The sequence below is a fragment of the Streptomyces sp. CB01635 genome, assembly GCF_002803065.1.
Taxonomy (GTDB): Bacteria; Actinomycetota; Actinomycetes; order Streptomycetales; family Streptomycetaceae; genus Streptomyces.
Map to the genome: position 1 here is coordinate 563255 of NZ_NNBL01000002.1, position 17811 is coordinate 581065.

General features: G+C 71.3%; 18 protein-coding genes. 10 read left to right on the plus strand and 8 right to left on the minus strand.

Features of this window, described 5'->3' with window-relative positions; translation table 11 throughout:
• Positions 1-20: 20 nt before the first annotated feature.
• From CG723_RS06565 to CG723_RS06575, 3 genes are read right to left on the minus strand one after another with little or no spacing between them, the layout of a single operon-like run.
• Complete coding sequence (locus CG723_RS06565; RefSeq protein WP_100592277.1) at positions 21-971, minus strand: alpha/beta hydrolase; 951 nt, start codon at positions 969-971, stop codon at positions 21-23.
• Positions 968-1696 carry an SDR family NAD(P)-dependent oxidoreductase gene (locus tag CG723_RS06570; RefSeq protein ID WP_234374165.1) on the minus strand — a complete coding sequence of 243 codons (729 nt, stop codon included), beginning with the start codon at positions 1694-1696 and terminating at the stop codon, positions 968-970. The genes CG723_RS06565 and CG723_RS06570 overlap by 4 nt, the downstream gene beginning before the upstream one ends.
• A complete protein-coding gene (locus CG723_RS06575; protein WP_100592278.1) occupies positions 1693-2826 on the minus strand; it encodes an LLM class flavin-dependent oxidoreductase in 1134 nt (377 codons plus the stop codon). The genes CG723_RS06570 and CG723_RS06575 overlap by 4 nt, the downstream gene beginning before the upstream one ends.
• Positions 2827-2914: 88 nt before the next feature.
• Here CG723_RS06575 and CG723_RS06580 point away from each other — a divergent pair, with 88 nt between their 5' ends.
• Positions 2915-3520 carry a PadR family transcriptional regulator gene (locus CG723_RS06580; RefSeq protein WP_100592279.1) on the plus strand — a complete coding sequence of 202 codons (606 nt, stop codon included), beginning with the start codon at positions 2915-2917 and terminating at the stop codon, positions 3518-3520.
• Here the strand turns inward: CG723_RS06580 and CG723_RS06585 are convergent.
• Positions 3445-3996 (minus strand): flavin reductase family protein, encoded by a 552-nt coding sequence (locus tag CG723_RS06585; protein WP_100592280.1) that lies wholly within the window; start codon positions 3994-3996, stop codon positions 3445-3447. The two genes, CG723_RS06580 and CG723_RS06585, sit on opposite strands and share 76 nt — an antisense overlap.
• Positions 3997-4105: 109 nt before the next feature.
• On the opposite strand from CG723_RS06585, the gene CG723_RS06590 reads away from it, so the two are divergent.
• Genes CG723_RS06590 through CG723_RS06600 form a run of 3 tightly spaced genes read left to right on the plus strand, consistent with a single transcriptional unit; the run spans position 4106 to position 7336 of the window.
• Entirely contained in the window at positions 4106-5689 is a 1584-nt protein-coding gene (locus CG723_RS06590; RefSeq protein WP_100592281.1) for a FadD3 family acyl-CoA ligase, read from the plus strand.
• The gene (locus CG723_RS06595) at positions 5686-6726 is read left to right on the plus strand and encodes an acyl-CoA dehydrogenase family protein (RefSeq protein WP_100592282.1); all 1041 of its coding nucleotides are present in this window, start codon (positions 5686-5688) and stop codon (positions 6724-6726) included. The genes CG723_RS06590 and CG723_RS06595 overlap by 4 nt, the downstream gene beginning before the upstream one ends.
• Before the next feature lie 43 nt (positions 6727-6769).
• The gene (locus CG723_RS06600; RefSeq protein ID WP_100592283.1) at positions 6770-7336 is read left to right on the plus strand and encodes a HutD/Ves family protein; all 567 of its coding nucleotides are present in this window, start codon (positions 6770-6772) and stop codon (positions 7334-7336) included.
• A gap of 332 nt (positions 7337-7668) precedes the next feature.
• Here CG723_RS06600 and CG723_RS06605 read toward each other — a convergent pair whose 3' ends face one another.
• From CG723_RS06605 to CG723_RS06615, 3 genes are read right to left on the minus strand one after another with little or no spacing between them, the layout of a single operon-like run.
• Positions 7669-8643, minus strand: coding sequence for an acyl-CoA dehydrogenase family protein (locus tag CG723_RS06605; RefSeq protein ID WP_100592284.1), 975 nt, complete (start codon positions 8641-8643; stop codon positions 7669-7671).
• A complete protein-coding gene (locus tag CG723_RS06610; protein ID WP_100592285.1) occupies positions 8643-9788 on the minus strand; it encodes an acyl-CoA dehydrogenase family protein in 1146 nt (381 codons plus the stop codon). Before CG723_RS06610 ends, CG723_RS06605 begins: the two co-directional genes overlap by 1 nt.
• Positions 9788-10681, minus strand: coding sequence for an enoyl-CoA hydratase (locus CG723_RS06615; protein WP_100592286.1), 894 nt, complete (start codon positions 10679-10681; stop codon positions 9788-9790). The genes CG723_RS06610 and CG723_RS06615 overlap by 1 nt, the downstream gene beginning before the upstream one ends.
• Positions 10682-10728: 47 nt before the next feature.
• On the opposite strand from CG723_RS06615, the gene CG723_RS06620 reads away from it, so the two are divergent.
• The 6 genes from CG723_RS06620 to CG723_RS06645 all read left to right on the plus strand — a co-directional run bounded on the left by CG723_RS06620 (position 10729) and on the right by CG723_RS06645 (position 16804).
• Entirely contained in the window at positions 10729-11871 is a 1143-nt protein-coding gene (locus tag CG723_RS06620) for an acyl-CoA dehydrogenase family protein (protein WP_100592287.1), read from the plus strand.
• Positions 11868-12653, plus strand: a complete 786-nt coding sequence (locus CG723_RS06625; protein WP_100592288.1) for an SDR family oxidoreductase — start codon at positions 11868-11870, stop codon at positions 12651-12653. Before CG723_RS06620 ends, CG723_RS06625 begins: the two co-directional genes overlap by 4 nt.
• Before the next feature lie 36 nt (positions 12654-12689).
• On the plus strand, positions 12690-13310 hold the full coding sequence (locus CG723_RS06630; RefSeq protein ID WP_100592289.1) for a TetR/AcrR family transcriptional regulator: 621 nt from the start codon (positions 12690-12692) through the stop codon (positions 13308-13310).
• Positions 13311-13323: 13 nt separating this feature from the next.
• Entirely contained in the window at positions 13324-14481 is a 1158-nt protein-coding gene (locus CG723_RS06635; protein ID WP_100592290.1) for an acetyl-CoA C-acetyltransferase, read from the plus strand.
• A 199-nt stretch (positions 14482-14680) separates the two neighbouring features.
• Positions 14681-14884 (plus strand): cold-shock protein, encoded by a 204-nt coding sequence (locus CG723_RS06640; protein ID WP_042152846.1) that lies wholly within the window; start codon positions 14681-14683, stop codon positions 14882-14884.
• Between the two features lie 219 nt (positions 14885-15103).
• Positions 15104-16804, plus strand: coding sequence for a DEAD/DEAH box helicase (locus CG723_RS06645; protein ID WP_100592291.1), 1701 nt, complete (start codon positions 15104-15106; stop codon positions 16802-16804).
• A gap of 76 nt (positions 16805-16880) precedes the next feature.
• On the opposite strand, the gene CG723_RS06650 is transcribed toward CG723_RS06645, so the two are convergent.
• A complete protein-coding gene (locus tag CG723_RS06650) occupies positions 16881-17810 on the minus strand; it encodes a tyrosine-protein phosphatase (RefSeq protein WP_100592292.1) in 930 nt (309 codons plus the stop codon).
• Position 17811 lies beyond the last annotated feature (1 nt).

Sequence of the window (17811 nt, forward strand, 5' to 3'; positions counted from 1 at the left end):
GAACAAAATAGCGAACGCCGTCAGGCCGCGGTGCCCGGGGTGCGGGTCAGCCAGGCGGCGGCGCGGGCGAGCGCCGCGTCCGCCTCGGGCAGGAACCCGGCCGCGCCCAGGAACCCGTGGAACATTCCCGGATACAGCGCCACCTCCGCCCGCACTCCCGCCCGCGCGAGCCGCCGCGCGTACGCGAGCCCCTCGTCACGCAGCGGGTCGCAGTCCGCGAGGAGCACGAGGGCGGGCGGCAGACCGTCGAGGTCGGGCGCGAGCCCGGGGGACGCGGCGACGGGATCGCCACCGGCGCCGAGGTACTGCTCCCAGTACCAGCGCATATGAGCCGTCGTGTGGAAGAACCCCCGCTCGAACGCCACCGGGGACTCGCCGCCGAGCCGGTGGTCGAGCACCGGGTACAGCAGCAACTGGCCCGCGACCTTTGGACCCTCGGGGTCGCTCAGCGCCCGCAGGGCCACGGCCGCGGCCAGGTTCCCGCCGCTGGAGTCCCCGGCGACGAACAGCCGGTCCGGGTCGCACCCCAGCTCCCGCGCGTGCGCGGCGGCCCACCGCGCGACGGCGTACGCGTCGTGGGAGGCGGCGGGGAACGGGTGCTCGGGCGCGCGTCGATAGTCGACGGAAACCACCAACGCGCCCGTCCGGACGGCGAGTTGACGGCAGAGCCCGTCGTGCGTGTCGAGGTCGCAGAGCACCCATCCGCCGCCGTGCAGGAACACCACGAGCGGGCGCGGGCCGTCGGCCTCGGGCTCGTAGATCCGTACGGGCACGGGCGCGTCGAGGTCCTGCGCCGGCACAAGGCGCTCGGTGACCGATCGCATCGGCACGGACGGCTTCCCGAGCCCCGCCCGCGCGGCGGCCCGCAGGGCGTCCGCGTCCAGGGGGCCATCGGCCGGGTCGGGGAACGCGGCCGACATGGCGTCGCACAGAGTGCGCGCCGGCGGGGTGAGGGGATCGTGCGTCGTCATCCGGCCGTCGATCCCCCGTCCACCGTGAACTCCGTGCCGGTGATGTACGAGGAGGCGTCCGACGCCAGGAACAGGACCAGCTCACCGACCTCCTCGGGGCGGCCCATCCGGCCCAGCGGCAGATGCGACCAGTCCTTGCCCGAGACCCCGGCGATCATCGGGGTGTCGATGGCGCCCGGGTGCACCGAGTTGACGCGGATCCCGTACCCCGCCAGGTCGAGCGCCGATGACCGGGTCAGGCCGCGCAGGCCGAACTTCGTGGAGCCGTAAGCCGCGTGCCCGGGTATGCCGATGAGACCCGCGGTCGACGAGACGTTGACGACCGATCCGCCGCCCGCCTCCTTCATCGCGGGCACCACGGCCTGGATGCCGAGGAACGGGCCGAGGAGATTGACCCGGATCAGCTGCTCGAAGTTCTCCAGCGTCTCCCGCTCCACCGGCGCGGTGCGCCACAGCGCCGCGTTGTTGACCAGTGCGTCGATCCGCCCGAAGGCGCCGAGCGTGGCATCGACGACCTCGCCCCAGCTGTCCGGGTCCGACACGTCGTGCCGCACGAACAGCCCTTGCCCGCCGAGCGACTCGGCGACCTCGGCGCCCTCTTCCTCCCGCACGTCCGTGACCACGACCCGCGCGCCGGCCGCCGCGGCGAGAGCGGCCTCCGCCGCGCCCTGCCCGCGCCCCGCGCCCGTGATGACGACGACCTTGCCGTCCAGTGAGACCGTCACTTCGCCTCCAGCGTCCGGAAGTGCGGGATGACCTTCTCGCCCCACTGGCGGATGGTCTCCATGCACGCCTCCTGCGGGACCGTGCCCATCTGGATCAGGCACATCACCTCGTCCACGCCGATCTCCCGCAGCTGCTCGACGTAACTGATCGCGGTGTCCGCCGAGCCGTAGGCGTGTTCGGCGTTGTAGGTGCCGGTGTCGACCGGGCGGGCCGGGATGTTCGCCTCGTGGAGCTTGGCGACGAGCTCCTCGCGGTCCCTGGCCATCGCGGCCACGTGGGTCGCCGCGTCATCGGACTCCGCGTAGGAGGTGGGCGCGGGGGCGTTCCCGTACCAGTGCGCGATCGACTCGGCGAAGAAGCGCTGGCCACGCGTGCCGAGGCGCAGGGCGAGGTCCGCGTCGTCGAGGACGACCGTCGGACAGAGCGCCGAGAGATGGTCGTTGACCTCGGTCGACACGAAGCGCTCGCCGGTGCGGGTCGCGATGGCCTCGTCGTAGACCTTGCGCATCGTGCGGACGTCGTCGGCGCCGGCGAAGCCCATCACCAGGGCCCCGATGCCGAGTTCGGCCGCGAGCTTGAGCGTGTCGTGCTTGGAGCAGGCCATGAAGAGCGGCGGGTGCGGGGTCTGCACCGGGCGGGGGAGGATCGCGCCGGGCCCGATGTCGATCGAGCCGTGCCACTCGAACTGCTCCTCGCGCCACGCCGAGGAGAAGATCCGCAGGGCCTCCTCCATCTGCGGATACGTGTCCTCGGGGCGGACCCCGTACATCCGCATCTCCTGCTTGGTCGCGCCACGCCCGGCGCCGATGTCGACGCGGCCGCCGGTGAGCGAGTCGAGCATCGCGGCGCGCTCGGCGACGCGGACGGGGTGCTGGTAGCCGAAGGGCATCGTGACGACGCCGTGCCCGATGCGGATCCGGGACGTCCTGGCCGCGACCCAGGTCAGGAAGATCTCGGACGCGCTCATGTGCGCGTACTGGGTGAGGGAGTGGTGCTCGACCGCCCAGATGCGGTCGAAGCCCATCTCCTCGGCGAAGACGGCCTGGTCGACGCAGTCCCTGAGGACCTGGCGCTCGTTCTCTGGCGTCGGGTCGGCGAGCTGGGCCTCGAAGATCATGGAGAACTTCACGGGGATCCTCCCGGGTGATGTGTTTCTAATAGGAATACTTCTAGCAGGCATACGTAGGGCGAGGGAAGGGGCTACGTAGACTGCGTGCGTGGTGAAGAAGAAGGCGGTAGACGACACGGCGGGCGCGGAGCGCCCCGCACTCCCGGCGACCAGCTGGGCGGTGCTCGGACTGCTCTCCTTCGGTGAGGAGCTGTCCGGCTACGACCTGAAGAAGTGGTCGGACTGGTCGCTGCGCTTCTTCTACTGGAGCCCGTCGTTCAGTCAGATCTACAGCGAGCTCAAGCGCCTGGAGAAGGCCGGTTACGCGACCTCGCGGATGGTCGCGCAGGAGACCGGTACGCGCGACAAGCGGGTCTACCGGATCACCGACGAGGGCATGGAGGCGGTGCGGACCTGGGCGCGCGAGGCGCCCGTGGACCCGCCCGTCCTCAAGCACGGGCCCATGCTGCGGCTCTGGCTCGGGCATCTGCTCGAAGCCGAGCAGATGCGTGAAGTGCTCGCGCGGCACCGGGAGTTCGCCGAGACGATGCGGCTGCGCGCGGAGGAGGACGTGGAGGGCGCGAAGGCCAGCGAAGCCTGGAGCTACCCCGCGCTCACCCTCAAGTGGGCCGAGCGGTACTACGCGTCCGAACGTGACCTCGCCGACGCCATGCTCGCGGACATCGAGGAGCTGGAGCGCGGCAAGCGCCCGTAGGCGCGCCGGAAGTAGAGCAGTGGCCCCGCGTCGCGGTGCGCGGTCAGTGAGGTGACCCGGCCGAGCGCGATGGCGTGGTCGCCGCCGTCGAGCACATCGGCGAGCTCGCACTCGATCGTGGCGAGCGCCCCGTCGAGCAGGGGCGCGCCGTTGCCGCCCGGCCGCCATGGCGTGCCCGCGAACTTGTCGCCGCCGGTCACCGCGAAGCGCCGGCACAGCTCGCGCTGGTCCTCGGCGAGGACGTTGACCGCGAACCGGCCCGCCGCCCTGATCCGCGGCCAGGTCGTCGAGGTGTGTGCCGGGCAGAAGCAGACCAGGGGCGGGTCGAGCGAGACCGACGAGAACGACTGCACGGCCATGCCCGCGGGGCGGCCGTCGCCGTCGAGCGCGGTGATGACCGCGACGCCCGTACAGAAACCGGCGAGGGCGGACTTCAGGTCCTCGGCCGAGGTGGCGTGGTGGGTGGGGATCGGCATGTGAGGCCTCCAAGGAATGTGCCTACTAGGTATATGCCTAACCGAAACACCTGTGATTGGATACCGGCCACGCTCGCACGTCAAGTACCCCTGATCACAGGGAGGGTTCGTGACCAGCACCACCCCACCGCGCACGCTCGCCCAGCTCCCCGAGTACGCCGCCGCCGCGTACGGCGACCGGGAGGCACTCGCCGACGGCGAGGTCCGCTGGACCTTCAGCCGGCTGCGCGACGAGATCGCCGGGTCCTCGCGCGCCGCCGTCGCGCACGGCATACGCCCCGGCACCCGGGTCGCGATCTGGGCCGCCAACAGCCGCCAGTGGATCCTCGCCGCACTCGGCGCGGTCGGCGCCGGGGCGGTCCTCGTCCCGGTCAACACGCGCTACAAGGCGGCCGAGGCAGCCGACATCATCCGCCGAAGCGGCGCCGAGATCCTCTACACGGAACGCGGCTTCCTGGGCACCGACTACGTCCGCACCTTGACGGCGAGCGGAGAAGACCTGGGCGCCCTGCACTCCATAGTCGTCCTCCGCGGCGAGGCGCAAGACGACGCCATCGCCTGGGACGCGTACCTGAGGGCGGGCGAAGGTGTCACGGAAACCGAACGCCTGGCCCGCGCCGCCACCGTGGGCCCCGACGACCTCAGCGACATCCTCTACACCTCCGGCACCACCGGCCGCCCCAAGGGCGTGATGACCACGCACGGACAGACGGTCCGTCTCTACGAGGAGTGGTCGCGCCAGGTCACGCTGCGCACCGGAGACCGCTACCTCCTGGTGAACCCGTTCTTCCACACGTTCGGCTACAAGGCGGGCGTCATCGCCTGCCTGCTGCGCGGCGTCACGATGCTGCCGGAGGAGGTCTACGACACGGACCGCGTCCTGGAGCGCATCGCCACCGAACGAGTCACCTGCCTGATGGGCCCGCCCACGATCTTCCACGGCCTGATCCACCACCCTCGCCGACATCAGACCGACCTCGGGGCGCTACGACTCGCGGGAACCGGCGCCGCAACCATCCCAACGGAACTGGTAGAACTCATCCGCACCGAACTCGGCGCCCCCGACGTGTTCACGGCGTACGGGCTGACCGAGTCGGGAGGCGTCGTCTCCGTCTGCCCCACGGACGCCGACGCGTGGACCGTCGCGCACACGGTGGGCCGCGCGCTGCCCGGCACCGCGATCCGGATCGCCTCACCGCTGGGCGACGAACTGCCCGCAGGCGAACCGGGCGAGGTGCAGGTGCGCGGCTACCACGTGATGCGCGGCTACCTGGACGACGAAACAGCAACCCAAGAGGCAGTCCCCCAAGACGGCTGGCTCCGCACGGGCGACATCGGCAAGCTCGACGGCCGTGGCTTCCTCACCATCACGGACCGGCTCAAGGACATGTACGTGGTGGGCGGCTTCAACGCGTACCCGGCCGAGGTGGAGAACACGCTGCTCGGCCACGAACTGATAGTCGACGCCGCCGTAGTGGGCGCCCCGGACGAACGACTCGGCGAGGTGGGCGTCGCCTTCATCGTCGTATCCGGACCCGTAGACGCAAAGAAGCTCACCGCGTGGACGCGCGAGCGCCTGGCCAACTTCAAGGTCCCGCGCCGCTTCGTCACAGTCCCGGAGCTCCCGCGCAACGCGGGCGGCAAGCTCCTCAAAGGCGAGCTGCGCCGTACGGCAAGAGGAGGGACCACATGAAATTCACACGGGAACAGAACGAACTGAGGTCAGCCGTAAGGGCGGTGCTGACCCACCACGAGGGCGCGACGGCCTGGGTCCCGCTCACGGAGGCCGTCGGCGCGGCAGGCCTAGGGGTGCCGGAGGAGTACGGCGGCGTCGGCGGCGGCACGCTGGAAACATACGTGGTCATGGAGGAACTGGGCCGGACACTCAGCCCGGTCCCGTACCTGGCCTCAACCATCTTGGCCACGCAGGCATTGGTCGCCTCCGGCAACGCGAGGGCCTGCGCCGAACTGCTCCCCAAGCTGGCCGACGGCACCGCGGTAGGGGCGCTGGCCTGGGCGGAAGACGGCAGCTGGGAGCCAAGAGCGCTGAACGCCCGAGTCCGAGCGGGCCGACTGACCGGCGTAAAGGAGCATGTCCTGACAGGCCCTGGGCGCCCGGACACACTCCTGGTGCTGGCCCAAGGCGAAGAAGGCCCCGCCCTCTACCAAGTCACCTGTGCAGACAGCGAGTTCACGCCCCTCCCCACCATGGACGAGACGCGCCCCCAGGCCCGCATCGCTTTCGACGGGACCCCGGACGCCGAGCTCCTGGCCGCAGACGGAGAACGAATCCTGTCCCGCGTACGGGATCTCGCCTGCACAGCGCTGGCAGCCGAACAGATGGGCGCCGCGACCCAGGCGCTCGCGGACACCATCGAGTACGCCAAGAACCGAGTGCAGTTCGGACGGCCCATCGGCTCGTTCCAGGCGGTGAAGCACCGCATAGCCGACCTGCACGTCGAACTGGAGGCCGCACGCTCACTCGCCCAAGCCGCCGCACACTCCAACGCGGCACCCCACCTGGCGGCAGCCGCGAAGGCCGCCTGCTCCCAGGCGTACACGAACATCGCTGGCGAGATGATCCAGCTGCACGGCGGCATAGGCATCACCTGGGAACACCAGGCGCACCGCCATCTGAAACGGGCGCACTCCGCCCGCCTGCTCTTCGGCGCCCCAGCCGAACACAGACAACGCCTCGCCGCCGGCTTGGACCTCACCCCAGTGACGTAACCTCGGCACTCCCGCCACACCCCAGCACCATCGGAGCCGCCCCATGCCCGGGACCACTGACAACGGCGTACGGCTGCTGCCCGCAGCGGAGCGAACCGCTGCGGCCTGGAAGAACGGCGGCGGGGTCACCCGCAACATCGCGGCGTCGCCGCCGGACGCGGGGACGGACGACTTCGTGTGGCGGGTGAGCCTCGCGGACGTAGCGGGCGACGGCCCGTTCTCCGCGTTCCCCGACGTCGACCGAACCCTGACGATGGTCGAGGGCGTCGGCATGGAACTGACGGTCGGCGACGACCACAGAACCGTGGACGAGCGCTACGTGCCACAGGACTTCCGAGGCGACGTCCCGACCGACTGCCGCCTCATCGACGGCCCGGTCGTGAACTTCAACGTCATGTGGCGCAGAGGAGCCGGCACACCCCCCGCGGTGGCAGTGGTCCGAGGCCGCCTCACCTTCACCGGCAAGGCCCTGGTCGTAGCGCTGGACGGCGAGGGGGCGAACGTCGGAGGACATGAGCTCGCCCGCTACGACGCCGCGCTGGTGACCTCGTCCACTGCTGCCGTCGCACTGCACGCCAGGGGACGCACGGCCGTAGTCACCTTCTCCTGAGCGCCCCAACCCCGCGACGGAACGGACCACGGCGATCAGCCGCGTACGAAACGGCCGTGGGCGAGAGGAAGTCTCACCGGCCCGCAGCCGCCCCCCCGACGGGACGGGACGTGGCGGGATGTGCGCGCGGAGCCACGTGCGGGAGCGCTCGGGCCCACGTTCCGATGCCCAGAACCCATAGAACAGCGAGCACGTACATCGCGGCGCGGCCCCCCACCCACGAACGGCGAGACGCAGCAGGCACGGCGCCGCACCCTGAACGGCGAGTGCCCCCCCACGACCGAGGCCGCGAGGCGCACCGAACCAGAACCGACCCGCCCCTCAGAGCGCAGTCAGCCGCCGACCCCCTCCGCCAGCACCCGGGCCCGGCAATCCGCAGGCGCCCCCCACGCGTCCCGCAGCGGCCGGGCCTTGCGCAGCCACAGCGACAGGTCCAGCTCCTGCGTGTACCCGATGGCCCCATGCAGCTGGAGCGCAGCCCGCGCCGCCGCGTAAGAAGCCTCACCCGCCGCAACCTTCGCCGCCGCGATGTCCCCGGGTGCCATCGAGAGCGCCGCCCCGAACACCAGCGGCCGCGCGAACTCCAGCCCCGTGAGCGCGTCCGCGAGCCGGTGCTTCACGGCCTGGAAGGAGCCGATGGACGCGCCGAACTGGGTGCGCTGCGTGGCGTATTCGACGGTCCGGTGCAGCAGGGAGAGGCCCACACCGAGCGACTGCGCGGCGGTGAGGAACGCGGCGAGATCCACAGCCCGGGCGGCAGCGTCCCGCACGTCCGGCCCGCGCGCGAGCAGTGTCCCACCCTCCACAGACGGCGCGTAGAGCCGGCGCGCAGGATCGGCGGACGGCAACAGAGGCCCGTGGCCCGAGGCAAGCCGCAGCTCATCGCCACAGACGACGAAGACGGCGTCGGCGGAGTCCGCATCCAGGACGTAAGAACCGTCCACACCGAGGGACACCACCACATCCCCCGAGGCGATCCCGGGAAGCCACTCCTTGGCAACATCAGGCAGGCAGTCCAGAAGCCGAGCCACGGCGGCGGTCTCCACCACGGGTCCGGGCATCCCGAACCGCCCCAACTCCCCATAGGAAACGGCCAGTTCGACCGGCAGGAGCCCCGCCCCGCCATACACCTCCGGAACAGCGAGCGCGAAGACACCTGTCCCGCCCAGCCGCGACCACAGCGCCCGCCCGGGCCCGTGATCGCCGGACGACCAGGCGCGGATCACCTCAGGAGTGTCGGCAGCGGTCAGAAGCCGGTCGAGCGTGCGCCCGAACTCGGCCTGCTCCGCGTCGAGGAGGAACCTCATCAGCGCCGTCCCTTCGGCAGGCCGAGCAGCCGCTCGGCGATGATGTCGCGCTGGATCTCATTGGTGCCCGCATAAATGGGCCCGGCGAGCGAGAAGACATACCCCTCACCCCACCCACCGCGGTCATCGGCCAACTCGCCGTCGGGGCCGAGCAGATCGAGCGCGGTCTCATGCAGAGCGATGTCGTACTCCGACCAGAACACCTTGTTCAGACTGGACTCGGCCCCGATCGTCTGACCGGCAGCGAACCGCGATGCATTGGCGTACGTGAACAGCTGATACGCCCGCGCCCCGATCAAGGCATCGGCAACGCGATCGCGGATCCCGGCATCCTCCCCCCGCTCCCCCCACAACCGTACGAGCCGATCGGCGGCAGCAAGGAAGCGCCCGGGCGACCGGAGGGTGAGCCCCCGCTCGTTCCCCGTAGTCGACATAGCGATACGCCACCCGTTGCCCGGCTCGCCGATGACGTCGTCGTCAGGCACGAAGACCCGGTCGAGGAACAGCTCGGCGAACGCCGGCTTCCCGTCGAGCCGCCCGATGGGCCGCACGGTCACCCCGGGCGCCCGCAGGTCGAACATCAGGTAGGTCAGCCCCTGATGGGGCTTGGGCGCGTCAGGATCCGTACGGAAGATCCCGAAGGCCCGGTCGGCGAAGGCGGCCCGCGATGACCAGGTCTTCTGCCCGGACAGCAGCCAGCCCCCCTCCGTGCGCACGGCCTTGGACTTGAGGGACGCCAGGTCGGACCCGGCCTCCGGCTCGGACCAGGCCTGCGCCCAGATCGTCTCGCCGCTCGCCATGGAGGGCAGCACCCGGGCCCGCTGCTCAGGTGTGCCGTGGTCGAAGAGGGTCGGCGCAAGCAGGTTGATGCCGTTCTGCGAGACGCGCCCAGGGGCGCCCGCGGCGTAGTACTCCTCCTCGAAGAGCAGCCACGAAAAGATGTCGGCGCCCCGCCCCCCGTACTCCTCGGGCCAGGACACCACCGACCAGCGCCCGGCGTGAAGCTGCGCCTCCCACGCGCGATGCGCGGCGAACCCTTCCCCGGTCTCAAGTGAAGGCAGCGGCTCGCTCGGAACATGCCCGGCGAGCCACTCACGGGCCTCGGCGCGGAACGCGTCCTCGGCGGGTGTGAAGTCGAGGTCCATCAGGCGTTCGCCTCCTTCATCGCGCGTACGTCCATGCCGCCGAGGGAGTCCTTCGCGGTCTCCGCGTTGTGCGCGTGGGCGAGGTGGTGCAGGCCGAACACGGAGTCCATGCCGGCGTGCAGGCCCTGAAGGTCCTCGGCCTGGTTCACCGCCCGCTTGGTGAGGGCGAGCCCGAGCCGCGGCATCTCGGCGACGCGCAGCGCCAACTCATGGGCCGCCCCCGCCAGTTCGCCGCACGGGACGACGCGGTTGACCATCCCCACCTCGTACGCCCGCCGGGCGGTCATCCGGTCGCCGGTGAACAGGAACTCCTTGGCGACGCGAGGCGGCATCACCCACGGGTGCGCGAAATACTCGACACCGGGGATCCCCATGCGCACGACGGGGTCGGCGAAGAACGCGTCGTCGGAGGCCACGATCAGGTCGCAGACCCAGGCGAGCATGAGCCCGCCCGCCACACACGCCCCGTGGACCGAGGCGATCACCGGCTTCGGCAGCTCGCGCCAGCGCCGGCACATGCCGAGGTACACCTCCGACTCGCGGGCGAACCGCGATTCGGCGCCCCGCTTGTCGGAGTGGTCCCACCAGAGCCCGGCCCGTCGCTCGAAGGGCAGATGCGCGTCCCGCTCGGGGGTGCCGATGTCGTGCCCCGCGGAGAAGTGGTCACCCGCGCCGGCGAGGACCACGACCTTGACGTCGGGGTCGTCGGCCGCGCGGTAGAAAGCGGCGTCCAGGGCGTAGGTCATCGCCGAGTTCTGCGCGTTGCGGTACCGCGGACGGTTCATCGTCACGTACGCGACCGGGCCGCGGCGCTCGTACAGGACGGGCTCGGTCGGGGCGGGCTCGGGGCCGTCCTGCGAGACGCGCTCGGGGCTGTCGTGGGCTGCGGGCATCGGAAACATCCTTCCCTAACAAGTGTTTGGTAGGTTAACGTACGTCCATGAGCAGCGTCGAGGAGTTTCGCGCCGAGATCCGGGCCTGGCTCGCGGACCATCTCGTGGGGGAGTTCGCCGAGTTGAGGGGCCGCGGCGGGCCGGGCCGTGAGCACGAGGCGTTCGAAGGGCGGCTCGCCTGGGAGCGGCACATGGCGGCGCACGGGTGGACCTGTGTCGGCTGGCCCGTCGAGCACGGCGGCCGCGGCGCGAGTCTCGAGGAGCAGATCGCGTTCCACGAGGAGTACGCGCTCGCGGACGCGCCCGCCCGGGTCAACCACATAGGGGAGCAGCTCCTCGGCCCGACGCTCATCGCCTTCGGCACCGAGGGGCAGAAGGAGCGCTTCCTGCCGCCGATCGTCGCGGTCGAGGAGCTGTGGTGCCAGGGCTACAGCGAGCCGGACGCGGGCTCCGACCTGGCGAACGTCCGCACGAGAGGCGCCCTTTCACCCGACGGGTCGCAGTGGGTCGTGGACGGGCAGAAGATCTGGACCTCGCTCGCCCATGAGGCCCAGTGGTGCTTCGTCGTGGCCCGCACCGAATCCGGTTCGCGACGGCACGCGGGCCTGTCCTACCTCCTCGTACCCCTGGACCAGCCGGGCGTCGAGGTGCGCCCCATCGTGCAGCTCACGGGCACCAGCGAGTTCAACGAGGTGTTCTTCGACGGCGCCCGCACCGACGCGTCCCACGTCGTCGGCGAGCCCGGCGACGGCTGGCGGATCGCGATGGCCACCCTAGGCTTCGAGCGCGGCGTCTCCACCCTCGGCCAGCAGGTCGGGTTCCGCCGCGAATGGGACGGCCTCGCGGCGCTCGCCAGGAGGAACGGCGCGATCGCCGCCCCCCTGATTCGCGACCGGCTCGTCCAGGCCTGGATCGACCTGGAAGCCATGGCGGCCTCCGCGCGGCGCGGCGTCGACCCCTCCGTCGGCAAGCTCCACTGGGCGGCCTGGCACCGCGGCCTCGGCGAGCTCGCCATGGACGTGTGCGGTGCCGCGTCCACGATCGCCGCCGGCGAACCGTACGAACTCGACGACTGGCAGCGGCTGTTCCTCTTCTGTCGCGCCGACACCATCTACGCCGGATCCGACGAGATCCAGAAGAACATCGTCGCCGAGCGCCTGCTCGGCCTGCCCAAGGAGGCGCGGGTATGAGCGCGAAGCCCGAGTACGTGCCGGGCCACGGCCTGCTGAAGGGGCGGACGGCCGTCATCACGGCGGCCGCCGGAGCCGGGATCGGCGGGGCGACGGCACGCAAGTTCCTCGAAGAGGGCGCCCGTGTCGTCATCAGTGACGCGCACGCCCGCAGGCTCAAGGAGAGCGAGCAGGCGCTCGCCGACGAGTTCGGCGCGGCGAACGTCGCCTCACTGCCCTGCGACGTCACCGACGAGGAACAGGTCGGCGCCCTGTTCTCGCTGGCCGCCGAAACGCACGGCGGCCTCGACATCGTGGTCAACAACGCCGGTCTCGGCGGCACTTCGGACCTCGTCGACATGACCGACGACCAGTGGACGCGCGTCCTCGACGTCACGCTGAACGGCACGTTCCGGTGCACGAGAGCCGCCCTGCGCTCCTTCCGCGACACCGGCCGCCACGGCGTCGTCGTGAACAACGCGTCCGTCGTCGGCTGGCGCGCCCAGGCCGGGCAGGCCCACTACGCCGCCGCCAAGGCGGGTGTCATGGCCCTCACCCGCTGCGCCGCGATCGAAGCCGCCGAGTACGGAGTCCGGGTCAACGCGGTCTCGCCCAGCCTCGCCATGCATCCCCACCTCGTGAAGGTCACCTCCGCCGAACTCCTCGCCGAACTCACCGAGAAGGAAGCCTTCGGCCGGTACGCCGAACCCTGGGAAGTCGCGAACGTGATCGTGTTCCTGGCGTCCGGCTACTCCTCGTACATGACGGGCGAGATCGTCTCCGTCAGCAGCCAGCATGCGTAGCGCCGCGGGCGCGCCGGTGAGGACGACAATGGACCCGTGCCTACCAAGAAGAAGCCCCAGGTGACCGCCTCGCCCGAGCGCCGCCGCGAACTCCTCGACACCGCGGCCGAGGTCTTCGCCGCCCAGGGGTACAACGCCACCACCGTCCGCAAGATCGCCGACCACGCGGGCATGCTCGCGGGCAGCCTCTACTACCACTTCGACTCCAAGGAGTCGATGCTCGAAGAGATCCTGCGGACCTTCCTCGACGAGCTGTGGCACGGATACGACTCGGTCCTCGACTCCCGGCTCGGCCCCAGGGAAACCCTGGAGGCCCTCGTCACCGAGTCCTTCCGCGAGATCGACCGGCACCGCGCCGCCGTCGCCATCTACCAGAAGGAGTCCAAGCACCTCGCCGTCCAGGAGCGCTTCGAGTTCCTGGCCGCCTCCCAGCGCAAGTTCGAGAAGGCGTGGCTCTCCACCCTGGAGCGCGGCGTCGCCGCCGAGGTGTTCCGCGCCGACCTCGACATCCGGCTCACCTACCGGTTCGTCCGCGACACCGTCTGGGTCGCCGCGTCCTGGTACCGCCCCGGCGGACAGCACAGCCCCGAGGAGATCGCCCGCCAGTACCTCTCGATGGTCCTGGACGGCATCGCCGTACGCGCCACCCAACCCTGAAGGGAAACCCGTCATGGCCGAGGCCTACATAGTCGAAGCGGTCCGCACCCCCGTAGGACGGCGCAAGGGAGGCCTCGCCGCCGCCCACCCCGCCGACCTCGGCGCGCACGTCCTGAAGGAGCTCGTCGCCCGCTGCGGGATCGACCCCGCCGCCGTCGAGGACGTCGTCTTCGGCTGCCTCGACACGGTGGGCCCGCAGGCCGGTGACATCGCGCGGACGGCCTGGCTCGCCGCCGGCCTCCCCGAGGAGGTCCCCGGCGTGACCATCGACCGCCAGTGCGGTTCGTCACAGCAGGCGGTGCACTTCGCGGTGCAGGGCGTCCTGTCCGGCACCCAGGACCTCGTGGTCGCCGGCGGCACCCAGAACATGACGCAGATCCCCATCGCCTTCGCCTCCCGCCGGGCCGCCGAACCCCTCGGCCTCACCGACGGCCCGTTCGCGGGCAGCGAGGGCTGGCGCGCCCGCTACGGCGACCAGCCGGTGAACCAGTTCCACGGCGCCGAGCTCATCGCCCGCAAGTGGGGCATCACCCGCCGTGACCAGGAGGAGTGGGCCCTGCGCTCCCACGAGCGCGCGATCCGTGCCATCGACGAGGGTCGCTTCGCCCGTGAGACCTCCGCCTACGGGGACGTCACCTTCGACGAGGGCCCCCGCCGCGACACCACCCTGGAGAAGATGGCGGGCCTCAAGCCCGTCGTCGAAGGCGGCACGATCACCGCGGCCTGCTCCTCGCAGGTCTCCGACGGCGCCGCCGCGCTGCTCCTCGCCTCGGAGCGCGCCGTACGCGAGCACGGCCTGACCCCGCGCGCCCGCGTCCATCACCTCTCCGTACGCGGCGAGGACCCCATCCGCATGCTCTCCGCGCCGATCCCCGCGACGGCGTACGCGCTGAAGAAGACCGGCATGTCCATGGACGACATCGACCTCGTCGAGATCAACGAGGCCTTCGCCCCCGTGGTCCTCGCCTGGCTCAAGGAGACGGGCACGGACCCGGAGAAGGTGAACGTGAACGGGGGAGCGATCGCGCTGGGCCACCCCCTCGGCGCGACCGGCGCGAAGCTGATGACGACCCTGCTGCACGAGCTGGAGCGCACGGGCGGGCGCTACGGACTGCAGACGATGTGCGAAGGAGGGGGCCAGGCGAACGTCACGATCATCGAGCGTCTCTAGCCCCGTGAGGGTCGTGCTAAGGTCGATGACGTTGCAGTTTTGGTACCCATAGACTTTATGTGCGCCTGACGGGAATGTTCCTCAGGCGCATTATTGTTTTCCGGCCGGTCCTCCGGGCCAACTCCGGATGGGGCTCAATGGTGCGACTGGAGATTCGAAGGACTCGGATTTCCGTACCGCCCCAGTAAAGGAGATTGTTATGGCCACCGGAACCGTGAAGTGGTTCAACTCGGAAAAGGGCTTCGGCTTCATTGAGCAGGACGGCGGCGGCGCCGACGTCTTCGCCCACTACTCGAACATCGCCACCCAGGGCTTCCGTGAGCTCCAGGAGGGCCAGAAGGTGACGTTCGACGTCACGCAGGGCCAGAAGGGCCCCCAGGCGGAGAACATCCTCCCCGCCTGAAACACCGCTTGATCCCAGGATCACGCACCCCACGGCCGGGGTCCGCACCGCGAAGGTGCGGGCCCCGGCCCGTGCTGTCCCCAGGCCGGCGGCCCGTGGGCCTGTCGTCAAATTCCCGTCGTCTGCCTGCCTGGCAGACGACGGGAATTTGACGACAGGGCCTAGACGCGTCGATGGCCACCGGCTCCCGGCCGCCCAGGCCCAGGAAGGCATGCCCGCATGGCTAACCCCGCACGTCCGCCCCGCCCGACCCGCAACCGGTCCGCATCCGCTTCAGGAAACGCAGGCGCCGGAAACGCCGGAAGGAATTCCCGGGGCGGAAGGTCCGGCGGAAAGGGCCGCGTTCCCGAGCGCAGGCCCACGCCGCCGCAGGAATTCACGATGCCGGAGAACACGACGCCCGCGCTGCCCGCGGCCGCGACGTTCGCCGAGCTCGACATGCCGGCCGGCCTTCTGAAGACGCTCACCGAGCAGGGCGTCACCGAGCCGTTCCCCATTCAGGGCGCCACCCTCCCCAACTCCCTCGCGGGACGCGACCTCCTCGGCCGCGGCCGCACCGGCTCCGGCAAGACCCTCGCGTTCGGCCTGCCGATGCTCGCCCGCACCGCCGGCCTCAAGGCCGAGCCGCGCATGCCGCTGGCCCTCGTCCTCGTGCCGACCCGCGAGCTCGCCCAGCAGGTCACCGATGCCCTCACGCCGTACGCGGGCGCCGTCAGGCTCCGTCTCACCACCGTCGTCGGCGGCATGTCGATCTCCCGCCAGGCGTCCTCCCTGCGCCGCGGCGCTGACGTCGTCGTGGCGACGCCCGGCCGCCTCAAGGACCTCATCGAGCGCGGCGACTGCGACCTGTCCGAGGTGCGGATCACCGTCCTCGACGAGGCCGACCAGATGGCCGACATGGGCTTCATGCCGCAGGTCACGGCGCTCCTCAAGCAGGTCGCCCCGGGCGGCCAGACCATGCTGTTCTCGGCGACGCTCGACCGGAACGTCGACCGGCTCGTCCGGCAGTTCCTGACCGACCCGGTCGTCCACTCCGTGGACCCGTCGGCCGGCGCCGTCACCACGATGGAGCACCACGTCCTCCACGTGCTCGACGAGACCGACAAGAAGGCCGTCACCGCGCGCATCGCCGCCCGCGAAGGCCGCGTGATCCTCTTCGTCGACACCAAGCGGTCCGCCGACCGGCTCGCCAAGCGGCTCCTCGCCAGCGGAGTCCTCGCGGCGCCGCTGCACGGCGGACGCTCGCAGCCGCAGCGCAACCGCACCCTGGAACAGTTCAAGGACGGCCGGGTCACGGCCCTCGTCGCCACGAACGTCGCCGCCCGCGGCATACACGTCGACGACCTCGGCCTCGTCGTGAACGTCGACCCGCCGACCGAGCACAAGGACTACCTGCACCGCGGAGGCCGCACCGCCCGCGCCGGCGAGTCCGGCAGCGTCGTCACGCTGGTCCTGCCCGAGCAGAAGCGCGACGTCACGCGCCTCATGCGGGACGCGGGCATCCGCCCGGAGACCACCCAGGTCAAGTCCACCGACGAAGAGCTCGTCCGCATCACCGGCGCGCGGGAGCCCTCCGGCGTCCCCGCCGTCATCGAGGTCCCGGAGCCGGCCACTCCGGCCGCCTCCGGTGCCCGCAAGCCGCGGCGCAGCCGTGGCGGCAGCGGACGCGGCCAGGGCGCCGGCCAGGCAGGGCGTGCCCAGGGCGGGCGCGCGCAGGCCGGGCGCGGCGAAGGCGGCGGCCAGGGCGGCGGGCGCGGCCAGGCCGTCCAGGGCGGTCGCTCCCAGGGCGCCGGTGGCCGAGGCCAGGGCGGCCGTGGCCAGGGCGGTCCCGGGCAGGGCGGCGCAGGTCAGAGCGCCGGCGGGCGCGGCGGCCGGGCGCGGCGCGGTCCGCGTGACGCCGGGCGTGGCGCGGCCGCGTAAGCGGTACTCCAGCTGAGCGGCGGGGCGGTGGGACGAGGCGAACAGCCTTGCCCCACCGCCCCGCTTCGCGTTCGCGTCAGTCTTCGCGTTCGCGTCGGTCGAGCAGCCGGTGGCGCAGGGCCGCGACGGTGTCCAGGTCGAGGCCGAGCCCCTGCGAGACGTACCGGCCGAGGCTTCCGTAGTCCGCCCGCGCCTGGCCGACGGCCGCCGACAGATACTCCGTGCGGACCTCCTGGAGGGGGATCAGCAGGTCCGGGTTGAGCATCATGCCGGACTGCTTCAGCCCGTCGCGCACCTTCGCGTCGTACGCGGCGCGGAAGGTGTTCGACGCCAAGTAGTCGTCCACGACGGTCCGTTCGGGCACGCCGAGCAGGAGCAGCAGGACGTACGTCGTCCAGCCTGTGCGGTCCTTCCCCGACGTGCAGTGGTACAGGAGCGCGCCCCGGCCGCCGGTGCCGTACGCGGCGTCGCGCAGTGTGGCCGCGAACCGCGCGCGGTTGTCCGCGTCCGAGACGAACCGCGGATACACGCTCCGCATGAAGGCGGCCGCCCGGCCGCCGCCGAGCATCTCCTCCTGCCGCACGGGGTCCTTGGAACTGATGGCGGCCATCATCTGCGCGTACAGGCCGTTGTCGGACACCGGTCGCGAGTCCGGGGTGAGGCCGGCGGGGAGGCGGTCCGCGCCGTCGTACTGGACCTCCACCGGCACCCGGTAGTCGACCACCCGGCGCAGACCGAGGCCCGAGAGCGTCGTGACGTCGGCGTCGGTGAGCTTGGACAGGGCATCGGCGCGGTAGACGAGCCCGTGGCGGACGCGACCGCCGCCGACGGCCCGACAGCCGCCCACGTCGCGGACGTTGACCGCGCCCTGGAGCGGAATGTGCCGGATCGGCGGGTCCTGGTACGGACGCCGTCCGGCCGCGGCGGCACCGGGCGCGACGGCCGCGGCCGTCAGGGTGGTGAGCGCGGCGCCGACGAGGGCGCGTCTGGACACAGTGCGTGGCATC